Origin of the sequence: Cyclobacterium sp. 1_MG-2023, from assembly GCF_030546805.1 — a bacterium.
Lineage (GTDB): Bacteria > Bacteroidota > Bacteroidia > Cytophagales > Cyclobacteriaceae > Cyclobacterium.
On the sequence record NZ_JAUOPC010000003.1, the window covers coordinates 369,532 to 384,409 of the forward strand.

The following is a 14,878-nucleotide window of genomic DNA, read 5'->3' on the forward strand; positions in this document are numbered from 1 at the left end:
GTTTTAAAACTTTTTGATAAAACAGGTTTTAGCATTTACATTTTTATAATTGTTCACTTTTTCATTTTTCATAAGGTTTAAATTTATAATTGATTAGATATTTTTTATTACATAACTAGGAATAGGAATGATTTTAAGAAAAAAAGACGGGATTATTTTTTTAATTCATCAATCTTGATTTACATTTGAAAAAATGTATTTTAAATATATAAAAGTGTATATTAAAATATTGATCTAATTTAGTTTATGAAAAGGTTTGGTAGATTAGATTGATCTTGGGTGAAATTTGAGTTGTTTCAAGTAAATTAGTAGAATGTGGAAATAGTTTTAGTAGATGATGACCCAATAGTCATTTTATTACAAAAAAAATTGATGCAGAAAGCAGGTATTTCTCATCAAATAATTTCATTCAATAACGGTGAGGATGCTTTGGCATTTTTGACTGTTAAAGAAAATGAAAATAAATATCTAATGTTCCTTGATATAAATATGCCTGGACTATCCGGGTGGGAGGTTTTGGATGAATTAGAAAAAATGGATATTGGGTTTGAATTGGAGGTAATCATTATAACTTCTTCGATAGAAGATGCAGATCGGCTTAAAGCTAAAACCTACGATCGGATCGTTGACTTTTGGGTTAAGCCTTTTAGTTTGCAGGACTTTGCTAAATTAAAAGTAAAATTTGGATTGGAATAATTTAGATTAAGCTAGCCAAATGCGGTAGGGTTTGGATAGATTCTACGGGGCAAATTTCCATTTCCCCGATATGATTTTTTAAACGTTAAGTTTTATTTACCAAGCCTTACCATTATTTTTTATAATTTTCAGGTACATGAATTTTTTATCCCTTTGATTTTTAAAACCACAGTAGACTACAATTGGATAGGGTGCTGATGACATTGAGAGAAGTACCGAGTTTGATGTTTAAATCATGAAATTTTAGGTTAGAAAAAAACAGATAGGAACACAGTGAACCTATAAATTTTGCTTTCTTTCTTACCTTTTAATGCATATGTTTGGGTCGTCAAAAATCGAACCCCATGAAAATTTCACGTAACCTATTTGTTTTAAGTTTATTGGTGTTTTTTTGTTTTTCCGGCACCAGCCTATTGGCACAGGAAAAATATCCTACAGTAGATGGATATAAAGGAATTTGGTTTACACTCGGACAAAAGTCTGATTTTGGAGACAAGTATTCCGGAGGACTCGGGACCTATACGGCCAAACATATTCCTCTTGCCATCTATTCACCGGAAGTAAACCGCACATTTTTCGTATACGGTGGTACCAAGAGTGAAGATGAAAAGTACCTGTTATGCATGATAGGGGAATTTGACCACAAAACGGGCATGGTTTCAAAACCTGTCATTGTCTACGATAAATTAGGTGTGGATGATCCCCATGACAATCCAAGTTTAGCAATCGACGAGCAAGGTTATTTATGGGTATTTGTAAGTGGAAGAGGAAGGAAAAGAATGGGCTTCAAATATAGAAGTACCAAGCCATATAGTATTTCGTCTTTTGAGCAAATTACTGAAGAAGAAATGACATACCCTCAACCTAAGTATGTGGAAGGCAAAGGCTTTTTAAACCTATTTACTAAATATACCGGAGTTCGGCAATTGTATTTTGAAACAAGTAATGATGGTGAAAATTGGTCACCGGATAAACATCTTGTGGGTATCAAAAGACAAGAAGATAAAAACAGTGGACACTACCAAATCTCCGGAAAGCATGGAGAAAAAATTGTTTTTTTCTGTAACTGGCATCCCAATGGGAATGTGGATTTGAGAACCAACCTGTATTATTACCAAACCGAAGATTTTGGAAAGACTTGGACCGATATTCATGGGAAGGAACAAAGCCTTCCTATTGAGGATATAGCTTCCTCAGGCCTGGTTAAAGAGTATTTTAGTCAAAAGAAGAATGTTTATCTAAAGGATGTGAATTTTGACTCCAATGGAAATCCTATAGCGCTTTATGTAGAAGGTCAAGGACATCAACCAGGTCCCAAATTTGGCCCTAGAAATTGGCATGTGGTTCATTGGGACGGAAATGAATGGCAGGACCATATCATCACCCAATCAGATCAAAATTATGATATGGGTAGCTTGTGGATTGATGGGGATGATTGGATGGTCATTGGGCCAACCAATGATTCACCTCAGATTTATGGGGCAGGAGGGGAAGTAGAAATGTGGAAAAGTGCTGACAAAGGACAGACTTGGAGCAAAACCAAAAAGCTAACTAAAGGTAGTAAGCGAAACCATAATTATATCCGAAGGGTGGAGAAAGGGGCAGATCCATTTTTATACTTTTGGGCAGATGGTGATCCCAATGATTTTAGTAAAAGTCAATTGTATTTCGGTGACAGCAAAGGTAAGGTTTGGGAACTTCCTTATGAGATGAAAGCTGACCAAGCAAAACCGAAAAGGCTAAGATCAGGTATCTTTAGCAGGTGGTTTTAACCATCTTTTAATTGATAAAGTATGCAAAAGTCCGACAAAATAAATCTTAATTTTATTTTGTCGGACTTTTGCATTCCATCCTGTTAAAATAACCCATTAATTCCACTTAAAATTCAAAGAAAGGATAAGCCTTGACTTCTCCGAGTTCCGTTGAGGTATTTTCCCTGATAATTTTTTAAACTGCCTAAAAGGTTGCCCTGCAACATGTGGCAAGGTTTTAGTTACTTATACTTTACATTTCAGGTTTAATTTGATTTCTCCTAATTCTTGGGGGGGATGAGAGTTATAAATGATCCGGTTATTAAGAAAATTTAAAGCTCATTATCTTAAACTTAAAGGTATTGCAGCATCGGATTTTGGAGTGGATGCTTCTCGAAGAAAGTCATTTTTTATCCTGATGTAAAACATTTGAGTTTTATCCACAGTGGATACAAAAAAGAAAGATGATGGATAGATCATTGAATAGGCAAGTATGGCTAATTGTAATGTTACTTTCGCTTCCAAGTGCTTTTAGCTGGGCTCAGAGGATTTCAGGTGAGGCTACCTTAAAAATTGACGATGGTTGGAACGAAAGGATATATGCGATCAACCAACTTGAGTTTTACGAAGACAGTACCAATACCCTGACTTTTGAGGACATCAATCAGGAGGATTTCCAGCAGTTTATAAAAATTAGACCGGATTTCAGCAAAAACAAATTCAACACCAATTATACTTATTGGGTAAAGCTATCCATTGACAATAGCCCTGAAAGTGAAAAACGTTGGTTGTTGGAGTTTTATGACCAAAGTATTGACTATATCGAAGCCTATATTCCCACGGATGGTGGGTATGAGTTGAAGGTAATGGGAGACAATAACCCATTTTCACAGCGACTTTTTAACCATAAAAACTTTCAGTTGGAACTGGAAAACGAAGAAGCAGGTATCTCAAATTTTTATTTTAAAATTAATTCTTCCCAAAAAGCTGACATTCGAATTGCGCTCAGGTCTTTGAATCGTTTTGTGCATTATGCGTTGAGTGAGTATTTTCTTTATGGTTTATTTTATGGAATGATATTGATTATTGCCTTTTATAATTTTTTAATCTTCTTGGCAGTAAAGGAAATGAAATACATTTACTACATCCTTTATCTTCTTAGTGTAGGCTTGTATGCCATGAGTCTTGATGGCATAGGTTTTCAATATTTCTGGCCAAATTCACCTCAATGGAATACTGTTGTCAATGGTGTTTTTAGTTTCTTAATTGTTTTATGGGCCATTTTGTTTACGGTTCGGTTTTTGAATACTAGAAGGAAAGCACGGATCTTCCATTATGCTTTGTGGCTTTCACTAGCAGGTAAATTTATGGTATTCTTCTTGGGTTTATTTGTTGATCACAATTACTTTGAACTTACTTATTTTGACAGCTTACCTTTTTTATTGATACTTACTACTGCAGGATATTTATTGATAAAGCAATACAAGGCCGCAAGATTTTTTGTCATGGCTTATGGTGTATTGTTTGTTGGCATTAGTATAAAAGTCTTAGCAAATTATGCCATACTTCCGCATACCACACTTGTTTATTATAGCCTTCACATTGCCTTTCTATTGGAGATGGTGCTATTATCTTTTGCCCTTGGGGATAGGATAAGGCTGATGAAAGAAATTCGTGACAAAGCTTTAAAACGATCGCTTGTGCAATACAAAGAGAATATCTCCTTGAAAGAAAAGGTGAACAAAGAGTTGGAGTCCAAAGTAAGGATTAGAACTGCTGAGCTCCAGGCAAAAAATGAATTGTTGGAAACATACAATAGCCAACTTCAAGCCAAGGATGAAGAAATCAAACGGATCAATGCCCTTTTGGATAAGGACAATTGGAAATTAAAAAGCTCGATAAGGGCCTCTTTTAAGGCAAGGTTGACGCAAAAATCCTTAACCCATCCTGAGTTTAGAGAAATTTTCCCTGATCCATCAGCCTGCTATAGGTATTTAGAAGAATTAAAGTGGGCGGATTCATTTCATTGTAGCCAATGTGGCAACAACAAATATGGAAAGGCCAATAAAGTTTTTAGCCGTAGGTGTACCAAATGTGGGCATATCAATTCTGTTACGGCAGGTACAATTTTCCACGGAATTAAATTTCCATTGGACAAAGCCTTTTACATCATTTATGCCTCCTACCTTACCCATGAAAAATTAACCCTGGATCAACTTGCTTCCATTTTGGATTTGAGAAGAAATACAATTTGGGCATTTCGGAAGAAAATCCAAACAAGAATAGACAGTGAATCGGATTTTGAGATTGGCTGGGAGGAAATAGTACTATCTGAAATGGTTGATTATTGATGCTAAAAAATCAATCTCATTCAACCTATTCGTCTAGCCAAGGATTAAATAATGTGCTAACCTTTTCAATTGTTACTTCCTGCAATTTCGGATCGGCCTGCTGGGTAAATAAGGCCGAAATAGACAAATTGGTTGGGGTGATTTCTTCAAGTGTTATTATTACACCTAAATAAATTTCATTTTTTAAAAAAATTGAAATATGAAAGCGTATTCCAACTTTTACCGCTTAAACGCACCAATTTTCACTATATGTTATTCAACCGATACAAAATTTTTGAAAATGGCTCTCATTTTGATTAAAAGAGGTTTTTTCCTGATATCAATGCGGTATTTTTTGATAAAAGTGATGGTTTTTTAGTAGCATTTAGCATGCGTTTGCCAAGCATTTTTTACAGTTAGACCTTCCATTGTTCTAATTTTATTTTAGAATCAAAACGGATTTGATTTAAACCATAAACTATTAAAATTACCTAATCCCAAAAACCTATGAATTTTCCCTTTACTATAGAGAAAGGAAATTTTAAACCCAAAATCCCTTTTTCATTACTATTTTCCGCACTCTTATTTGCAGTGCTTTTCTTTTCCAATTCTGAGGCATTGTATGCACAGCAAGTTACGGTAAATGGTACCGTAAAAGACCCCTCAGGAGAATCCATTCCTGGTGTTAATATACTTGAGAAAAACACAGGAAATGGAACCGTCACAGATATTGATGGTAATTATGAATTACAGGTGAGCTCTTCTGAATCTGTCTTGGTTTTTTCATTTATCGGATTTCAAACGCAGGAGATCATTGTTGGTGATCAAAGTACCATCAATGTTAATTTTGAAGAAGATGCGCAAGGGCTCGAAGAAGTTGTTGTCATTGGCTATGGTACCCAACGTGAGCGAGACCTAACCTCAGCCATTAGCACGGTAAAATCAGAAGACATTGTTAAGACCCCAAACTCCCAAGCCATGCAAGCTCTCCAAGGACGGGTTGCAGGTGTGCAAATTGTGAGTAACGGAGCTCCCGGAGCTTCTCCGACTGTCAGGGTTCGTGGAGTGGGTTCTTTTGAAGGGGGAGGTGCTCCCTTATATGTCGTTGATGGGATGTTTTTTGATAACATAGACTTCCTTAATCCCAACGACATCGAAACCATTTCTGTATTAAAAGATGCCTCCGCATCTGCCATATATGGGGTTCGTGCCGCCAATGGGGTAGTAGTAATTGAAACAAAAGGTGGAAATTACAACCAAGAACCTGAAATCGTATACGATGGCTATTACGGCATCCAAAATCCTCAGAATGTTTTGAAGATGGCCAATTCCCAGCAGTTTGTTCAATATGTGAATGAAACTGGTTCTGCTGCTGATATGGCTTTTGTACAAAATGCCATTCAACGTTATGGAAGAAGTTATATAGATCCATCCTTGCCGGCAGTAAATACAGATTGGTATGCTGAAATGATGGCCCCTGCAGCCATCCAAAACCATAATCTTTCTTTCAATGGAGGGGGTAACAAAACAAGGTATTCTATAGGTGCAAGCTATTTTGACCAGGAAGGATTAATGAAAGAAACTCGCAATAGTTATCAGCGAATGAATTTTAGGGTTAAGCTGGATACAGATGTTAAAGAATGGATGACAGTAGGTGGTAATTTAAACCTCAGTACGGCCGAGCAATACATAGGAGACAATGGGGCTTGGTTTAGATCCTATTTTGCAGTACCGATTTTACCGGTTTATGATGAGAGCAATACGGCTGCTACACCATACCGATTATCCAATGCCCAACAATTGGGGTATAGAAGCAACCAAAACCCTTTTTACAATTTACTTTATTCTGACAACAGAAATAAAGTGGCCAAGTTATTGGGTAATTTTTATTCTGAGATAGAAATAATACCCAACAACTTAACCTTTAAAACTTCCTATAATTTTAGTATGCATAGTGTCAATTCCAGAAATGTGGGGTTTGCCTACAGCGATGGAAGAGAGGAACGACAGTCTTCCTTGTCAAGGAATTCATATAGCAGGTATAACCAGATTTGGGACAACTTCCTGACCTACCAAAATAATTTTGATTTACATAACCTAACAGTGGTTTTGGGTCAATCTTTTAGGAGTGAAACGAATGAGGTTTTGTTTGCTCGTGGGGAAAATCTCAACCCTGATCCTATAAGAGGTGAGGAGGAGTTTTGGTATTTAAACAATGCTACAGATTATGACCTGAATGGCATTGGCGATGGCGGTGACCGTCTTTTTTACCAATCCTATTTCTCAAGAGTGGCTTATAATTATGCGGATCGCTATTTACTGTATGGAACTTTTAGAAGAGATGGAAACAACAAATTTCAGCAGAAGTGGGGTAACTTTGCCACATTTGGAGCTGGATGGGTATTAACTGAGGAGTCATTTTTTAATGTTCCGGCTATAGATTTCTTGAAGCTACGAGGCTCATGGGGCCAGCTGGGAAATGATGGAATCAATTCTTCAGTAGGTGCGCCTGAACTGGTAGAGAACAGGGGTGCCTATGATGGTGTCTTGATCATAGGACGAAGATTGGATCCTACTTTTGACCTAATTGACCGTTGGGAAACCACTGTTGAGATCAATGTAGGCTTAAATGCCAGGTTTTTTGGAGAACGCTTGGCACTCGATGCCGATTATTTTGTTAGGGACACCAGAAATTTGGCAGTTAGTATTATTCCTCCGGTCATTAGAGCCAGTGAAAGAAGGAGTGTAGGAGAAATTAGGAATGAAGGCTTGGAGCTTTCTTTAAATTGGGAAGACATCGTTAGCCCAGAATTCTCTTATTATTTCGGTGGAAACATCGGTACCCTCAAAAACACAGTTTTAAGTTTGGGTGGACCTGAAAGTCTGGATGCCGGATCAGCTGAATTCAGGCAGCGATCCATAGTTGGCCAACCTTACCTTGCATTTTACGGGTATGAAACGGACGGTGTATTTCAGACTGAAGAACAAATCAATAATTACGGTTATTCCTCTCAGTTTATTTCAGAAAACAACTTGCAACCGGGAGACCTTAAATTCAGAGATCAGAATGGGGATGGTTTAATTAACGATGAAGACAGGGTCGTGCTTGGCTCATTCCTACCCGAATACACCTATGGGTTCAATGCCGGCTTTACTTATAAGGATTTTGAATTCTCGGCTTTGATTCAAGGACAGGTGGGCAATAATATTCTCAACCGGAAGAGGGGAGAAATAATATTTACCAACGATACCAATATAGATGCTGAGCTGGCAGAAAACCTATGGAGGGGAGAGGGTACTTCCAACAAATACCCTTCAGCAGCCGGCTTAAGAAAAAGCTGGAACCAGAATTTGAGCAACTATTTTGTTGAAGATGGAAGTTATTTCAGGGTGCAAAATGTACGCTTGACCTATGCCCTCAAGGACAAACAGCTATTGGGAATGAAGTTTCCGGAAAGTAGCATTACACTTACTGCGGATAGGCCACTAACTCTTTTTAATTACAATGGCTTTAACCCTGAAGTCGCCAATGGTATAGACCGTCAAGTGTATCCTATCCCGGGAACTTATACCATTGGATTGAATATCAAACTATAAATTCGAAACAAAGATGAGAAATAAGAAATATAAAATCGTTTTGTTTTTGGCTTTGATTTCAGGGTTGGTAGGTCAATCCTGTACAGGTTTATTGGATGAACCTCTGGAAAATAAATTTATTGCCGAAAATACAGATTACACGCAGTTCCAAAACATGGATTTATTGCTATATGGAGCCTATAATGAATTTTATTCCCTGCAGTGGGAAAGCTACCCTATCATTAGTGTGAGAGGGGATGATGTCAATGCAGGTGGAGATCAGGTACCCTTGACAGAAACCGATAATTTTCAATACAATAGGAGCTTTTGGATGTACAATTCCACCTGGCTTAACCTTTATTCTGACCTTCTTTTTTGGCATGGCGCCATGGAGGAAATTGAAAAATACAGACAGGCAGGGGCCAATGAAGCTGATGCTCGCCAATATATTGCTGAAATCAAGGTGCTTAGAGCTTATGAACTGATGTACTTGGCAAAACTTTGGGGCTCAGTATTGATACCAAATTCTTCAGAGCCAAGTCACCTCTTTAATGTTGAGCTTTCTGATTTTGATGCGGTTATGGAACATATTTCCGGGCAAATGGATGAAGCCATTCCTGATCTTCCCAGCGTTCATCCCAATCAAAGGTCAAAAGTACGTGGTGGAGTAACCCGATATACGGCCTTGGCAGTGAAGGCTTTGGCCAATTTAGAAATGAAAAATTACCCGGAAGTGGTGAACGCCACAGATGAAATTATTGGAAGTGGGTTGTTTAGTTTGGAACCGGATTATTACCAGCTCTTCAAACTTCCAGGAAAGCTCAATGATGAGAATTTATTGGAGTTGCAATACTCGGATTTTGGCCAAGCAAGCGGAACCAATACCAGGTATTTATGGGATTTTTTCGGCCCGGCCAACTGGACACCAACTGTTTCCGGTGCCGGAGGAGGATGGGGCTTTTGGGAGCCTTCTGTTAAATATGTGAAATTCATGTTGGATAGAAATGAGCAAGAAAGGTTATCTACTACGGTGCTATTTACACCGGATGGTATAGCCGAAATCCAATCGGATCCTGCCTACGCCAACCTGCCAAACTGGGTAAGCAACAGCAGTGAAGATGGGGATATATTTAACGATCATCCCAGGTATAACTTTCTCAGCGGAAAACATTATCTGCCTTCTACGCAGCTTACACCGGGACGATTCTCTTACGGAGAAAATAAAAACTTCACCTGCATTAGATATGCCGAGATCCTACTCATTCATGCTGAAGCGTTGGTAAGCGGGGCCTCAGGTGGAGTAATTTCTGCAGATGAAGCCGTAAATCTGGTACGAAACAGATCAGGCTTAGGAAACCTTTCTGGTGTTGATCTTGATTCAGTTTTGGATGAAAAATTTGCTGAATTTGGCATGGAATGGGGTATTCGGTATTATGATTTGGTTCGCCATGACAAAACCGATGCGCTTAATTATGGAGGAAGATCCTATGATGCCGGGGCAGATAGATTCTTGCCCTATCCTCTTGAGCAACAGGATATTTTACCTCAAATCAAAGAGGCAGCAAACAACAATTAATGAGAAAAATAAAATGTAATCCAATGATAAAGAATAGGTTAAGTTTTATTGTTTTGATGTCAATAATCATCAGTTCATGTACAGATGGATACATTGATGATATTGACTATGTGGCACCGGGCACGGATAATGAGGCGCCTGAAATCACTGTTAATTTTCCAAGTGAAGGAACTCAAATTCGTGTTGTTGAGGATGTCACCGCCATAAATATAGACTTGGAGGTAGTTGATGATATTGAAATCAATGAGGTCTCATTGGTAATGGATGGAAGCGAAATCGCCAGTTTCAATGATTTCCCTGATTATAGGAGGTTTTTATCTGTATACAATTTTGAAGGACTAACCAATGGGCAACATTTGCTTGAAGTAACGGCCACAGACATGTCCGGAAAATCGGCTACTGAGTCCGTTACTTTTGAAAAAACGGAGCCCTATCAACCCATCTATGACAATGAGGTATTTTACCTGCCTTTTGATGGTGATTATGTGGAATTGATTCAGCTTCTAACTCCTGATATTGCTGGTGTTCCGAGCTTCGCTGATGGCATTGTGTCCAAAGCTTATGCAGGAAATACCGATTCCTACCTAAAATTTCCTACCGAAGGTTTGAAAAGTAATTCATTTAGTGCGGTCTTTTGGTACAATGTTAACTCCGATCCGGACAGGGCAGGCCTGCTGGTGATGGGACCACCGGACGAAGCCAATCCAACGGCAATGAATAATAGGACTTCAGGCTTTAGGCTGTTTAGAGAAAATGCCGGAGGCATGCAGCGGATAAAATTAAATGTAGGAACAGGCACAGGTGAAAGCTGGTTTGATGGTGGCGCTGCTGCTGACATTGATCCAAGCACCAACGAATGGAGACATATTGCCTTTACTATTGGTCCGGATCAAGTTACAGTTTATATCGATGGAGAAGTAGTCAGTCAAAACGGTTTTCCGGGTATAGACTGGACTGGATGTGATTTATTGTCAGTAGGCTCCGGAGCTCCTAGGTTTGCAGGCTGGGGTCATTTATCTACTTCAGGCTTGATTGATGAGCTGAGGATTTTTGATACCGTATTGAGCCAAGAAGAAATTAAAGGGATTATTTCTACTGAAAGTAATTAAGCTGTACACTGAATGGTAGCCTGATTTAATAGGCTACCATTTTTTATTTTCTACCCCATGTCTAGAATAATATGCTGCTTTTTATTCCTCATTTTATCCTTTTCCTGTCAGGAAGAAACAGTCGAACAGCCTATTTTGCAAGTAACAAAGGTAATGGCGGGTTCTCTGGTCTTAAGTCAGGATTACGATCAAAATTCGGGAATAGAGATCAATGAAAGCATTACCATATATTTTTCCTCTGCAGTTGACCGGGTCAATTTGGAGGAATCTATTCAGCTAAAGGAAAAAGAGTCCGGTCAATCCGTAAATTTTAATCTTAACTTCTTTAGTGAAAATAAGGAGGTAAGAATTCAGATTATTGGTTTGATGAAACCCGGTACCACCTATGTCCTAGAAATAGAGCAGAGGCTTAACGGGTCCATGGAAGGACTTTTCTTGGGCTACAGTGTAAACTATACCACCAAATCAGCAGCTTCAAGCCTAATGGATTTTGAGATCCAAGGAGCCAAGTGGATTGGAAATCGCCGTTGGGCAAATGCTTCTGTCTCCTTTTCCCTTAAACTCACCTTCTCAAAGCCTACCGCCCTTACATTGGAGCACCTTGAATTAACACAAGATGGAGTGTCCAAGGAATTGCTATTAAAGGCAGGGGATGATGGTGCCTCTTGGCTTGTAAAAAGTGCCAATAAATTAAGGGATTTCGAAAAGCATACCTTTACAATCAGAGACCTTGCTCAACCCGATGAATCTAAAGCTCTGGAAGCCTTTACCTTGGAATTTTATACCGGGAAATCGGAAGAAAATAAGTTTCCGGCTTTGGATGATGCTGCCTTATTAACACTTATTCAGGAACAAACCTTTAAATATTTCTGGGATTTTGCCCATCCGCACAGTGGCATGATCAGGGAAAGAAATACCTCAGGAGATCTTGTGACCACAGGGGGAACGGGCTTTGGAATGATGGCACTTATTGTTGGAGTAGAAAGAGGCTTTATCAGTAGAAGTGAAGGTGTGGAAAGGTGGAGAAAAGTGGTAGATTTTTTGTCTAAAGCTGACAGGTTTCATGGAGTTTGGCCTCATTGGTTGAATGGAAATACAGGACAAGTGATTCCTTTCAGTCCCAAAGACGATGGTGGAGACCTTGTAGAAACGGCATTGTTAATCCAAGGATTGCTGACGGTAAAAGAATACTTGGATCCCAACAATACAAAAGAAAATGAAATCATAGTACAGATCAATGAGCTGTGGGAGGAAGTTGAGTGGGACTGGTATACTCAAGGAGGTCAAAACAAATTGTTCTGGCATTGGTCCCCCAATCATGCCTGGGACATGAACTTGCCTGTGACAGGGTACAATGAGGCTTTGATTGTATATGTTTTGGCAGCAGCTTCTCCAACCCATGCTATTGACGCAGAAGTGTATCATCAAGGTTGGTCCAGGTCCGGGGCTATAGCCAATGGGAATACCTATTTCGATCAGACCTTGCCTTTAGGGCCTGAGATGGGAGGCCCACTGTTTTATTCGCATTACTCATTTTTGGGCTTAGACCCCAGGACTTTTCAAGACCAATATGCAAACTACTGGGATCAGAACGTAAGTCACAGCAAGATTCACAGGGCTTATGCAGTGCAAAATAGTTTGGGATATGTTGGATATGGTGCCGAAATGTGGGGACTCACAGCCAGTGATAACCAAGCAGGCTATGCTGCCCATTCACCAACAAATGATTTAGGAGTTGTGACTCCAACAGCCGCACTTTCATCCATGCCTTATACGCCAGAGGCCTCCATGGAAGCACTTAAACTCTATTATTATAGTTTGGGTGACAGGTTATGGGGAGAATATGGCTTTTATGATGCCTTTAACCTTACCGAGGGTTGGTTTGCAGACAGCTACTTGGCCATAGACCAGGGGCCAATAATTATTATGATTGAAAACCACAGAAGTGGATTATTATGGAATCAATTTATGAAAAATGAACAGGTGAAAGAAGGCCTGGATATGTTAGGTTTTACTTATTAAAATATAAAGGGTCTGGCCATTAAAATACAAATCAAATGAAGAAGACATTCAACGCATATTTTATTATTCTCGGGATTGGACTGCTTGTTTTAGGCTGCGCCGAAAAAGAGGTCTCATCAAATAGGATCCTAGCCAAAGGCTATGCCAGGCATGTAGAATTGCAATGGGAGCCTGTGCTTGGAGCTGAATCTTATACCGTTTTCGTTAAAAAGGAAGACAGCGATTATACGGAAAGAGCAAGTATAAAAGATACCATTTACCTTGATTTTGTCAATGATTTGGGAACTGAGCTTACACTTTCTTATAAGGTGGAAGCCCAATTAAAAGACGATACAGAGAGTTTGGGAGAAGCTACTGTTGCCACCCGTTCCATGTCAGATGAAGAACTATTGGACATGGTGCAGTATTACACATTTCGTTATTTCTGGGAAGGTGCAGAACCCAATTCCGGAATGGCTAGGGAGCGTATTCATATAGATGGAAACTATCCCCAAAATGACCAAAATGTAGTGACCACAGGAGGGACAGGATTTGGCCTTTTTGGGCTGATTGCCGGAATTGAGAGAGCTTGGGTGAGCAGAGAAGAAGGTTTCAAACGTTTTGAGCGCATCGTTGACTTTTTGGCAAAAGCAGACAGGTTTCATGGAGTCTGGTCCCATTGGATCCATGGAGAAAATGGTAAAGTGAAGCCTTTTGGTAGCGATGATGATGGGGGAGACCTGGTTGAATCTGCCTTCTTGATGCAGGGCCTTTTGGCAGTAAGGGAATATTATAAAAACGGCAATGAGCAAGAGAAAGCATTGGCTCTAAAGATAGACGAACTTTGGGAGGCAATGGATTGGACATGGTATACTCAGGGCGGCCAAGATATCCTGTATTGGCACTGGTCTCCTAATTTTGGGTGGCAGAAGAATTTTGGCATAAAGGGCTACGATGAATGTATGATTACCTATGTGTTGGCGGCATCCTCTCCAACCCATGCTGTGCCGGCTTCGGTCTATCATAAAGGCTGGGCAAGGGATGGTGACATTGTAGGGAATACCGAAGCCTATGGACACCAACTGCCTCTCAAACACAATGGATCCCCTGAGTATGGTGGCCCATTGTTCTGGTCTCATTATTCTTATTTGGGTTTGGACCCAAGAGGATTAGCAGATAAATATGCTAACTATTGGGAAAACAACCGCAACCATAGTCTGATCAACCGACAATGGTGTGTAGAAAATGAAGGTGGCTTTAAGGGCTATGGAAAAGACCTTTGGGGCCTAACGGCAAGTTATACGGTAACAGGTTATGCTGCCCATAAGCCGGGATCGGATTTGGGCGTAATTTCGCCGACTGCAGCCTTGTCCTCCATACCTTATACCCCGGAGGAAAGCATGGCGGTGATCAGGAATTTATATTACAATTACGGTGAAAAGGTTTTTGGACGTTATGGTTTCTATGATGCCTTAAGTCCGGAAAAGGATTGGTATCCACAGCGGTATTTGGCCATCGATCAGGGGCCTATAGTAGCCATGATAGAGAATTACCGCACAGGTTTGGGATGGGATTTATTTATGGCTGCCCCTGAGGTGCAAGAAGGTTTGGACAAGCTAGGATTTACTGTTTCTGAGGAGTAAAAGATTAAAATGTAAAAACGTATCCGCTAATCCAGCTATTCCATTTTCGTTAAAATCCCCCTAGCCCCCTTAGATTAAGGGGGAGTTGCAGCAAAGGGCTCTTAAGGCTAACCTGGAGTAATTTGAATGGGCTGAGAAAGTGAAATGTAAAGATGTAATCGCTATTCCAAACGCTTTCAAATCCCTCCGCCACGGC

Annotated in this window: 8 protein-coding genes; all 8 read left to right on the top strand. The window is 39.6% G+C overall.

Features of this window, described 5'->3' with window-relative positions:
- The first annotated feature begins 315 nt into the window (after positions 1 to 315).
- The 8 genes from Q4534_RS06020 to Q4534_RS06055 all read left to right on the top strand — a co-directional run bounded on the left by Q4534_RS06020 (position 316) and on the right by Q4534_RS06055 (position 14,682).
- Positions 316 to 696 (top strand): response regulator, encoded by a 381-nt coding sequence (locus Q4534_RS06020; protein WP_303612265.1) that lies wholly within the window; start codon positions 316 to 318, stop codon positions 694 to 696.
- A 344-nt stretch (positions 697 to 1,040) separates the two neighbouring features.
- Positions 1,041 to 2,468, top strand: coding sequence for a BNR-4 repeat-containing protein (locus tag Q4534_RS06025; RefSeq protein WP_303612266.1), 1,428 nt, complete (start codon positions 1,041 to 1,043; stop codon positions 2,466 to 2,468).
- Between the two features lie 443 nt (positions 2,469 to 2,911).
- Positions 2,912 to 4,798 (top strand): 7TM diverse intracellular signaling domain-containing protein, encoded by a 1,887-nt coding sequence (locus tag Q4534_RS06030; protein WP_303612267.1) that lies wholly within the window; start codon positions 2,912 to 2,914, stop codon positions 4,796 to 4,798.
- Positions 4,799 to 5,284: 486 nt separating this feature from the next.
- Positions 5,285 to 8,374, top strand: coding sequence for a TonB-dependent receptor (locus Q4534_RS06035; RefSeq protein ID WP_303612268.1), 3,090 nt, complete (start codon positions 5,285 to 5,287; stop codon positions 8,372 to 8,374).
- Positions 8,375 to 8,387: 13 nt separating this feature from the next.
- Positions 8,388 to 9,929, top strand: coding sequence for a RagB/SusD family nutrient uptake outer membrane protein (locus Q4534_RS06040; protein WP_303612269.1), 1,542 nt, complete (start codon positions 8,388 to 8,390; stop codon positions 9,927 to 9,929).
- A gap of 23 nt (positions 9,930 to 9,952) precedes the next feature.
- Positions 9,953 to 11,038, top strand: a complete 1,086-nt coding sequence (locus Q4534_RS06045) for a LamG domain-containing protein (protein ID WP_303612270.1) — start codon at positions 9,953 to 9,955, stop codon at positions 11,036 to 11,038.
- A 57-nt stretch (positions 11,039 to 11,095) separates the two neighbouring features.
- Positions 11,096 to 13,060, top strand: a complete 1,965-nt coding sequence (locus tag Q4534_RS06050) for a glucoamylase family protein (RefSeq protein WP_303612271.1) — start codon at positions 11,096 to 11,098, stop codon at positions 13,058 to 13,060.
- A 35-nt stretch (positions 13,061 to 13,095) separates the two neighbouring features.
- Positions 13,096 to 14,682: a glucoamylase family protein gene (locus Q4534_RS06055; RefSeq protein ID WP_303612272.1), complete on the top strand. Its 1,587-nt coding sequence runs from the start codon at positions 13,096 to 13,098 to the stop codon at positions 14,680 to 14,682.
- The last annotated feature ends 196 nt before the right edge of the window (positions 14,683 to 14,878 follow it).

Bases quoted from the DNA above. Each gene is read 5' to 3' on its own strand.
- Q4534_RS06055 (WP_303612272.1), top strand. From the start codon at position 13,096: ATGAAGAAGACATTCAACGCATATTTTATTATTCTCGGGATTGGACTG.
- Q4534_RS06025 (WP_303612266.1), top strand. From the start codon at position 1,041: ATGAAAATTTCACGTAACCTATTTGTTTTAAGTTTATTGGTGTTTTTT.
- Q4534_RS06040 (WP_303612269.1), top strand. From the start codon at position 8,388: ATGAGAAATAAGAAATATAAAATCGTTTTGTTTTTGGCTTTGATTTCA.
- Q4534_RS06045 (WP_303612270.1), top strand. From the start codon at position 9,953: ATGATAAAGAATAGGTTAAGTTTTATTGTTTTGATGTCAATAATCATC.
- Q4534_RS06030 (WP_303612267.1), top strand. From the start codon at position 2,912: ATGATGGATAGATCATTGAATAGGCAAGTATGGCTAATTGTAATGTTA.
- Q4534_RS06035 (WP_303612268.1), top strand. From the start codon at position 5,285: ATGAATTTTCCCTTTACTATAGAGAAAGGAAATTTTAAACCCAAAATC.
- Q4534_RS06050 (WP_303612271.1), top strand. From the start codon at position 11,096: ATGTCTAGAATAATATGCTGCTTTTTATTCCTCATTTTATCCTTTTCC.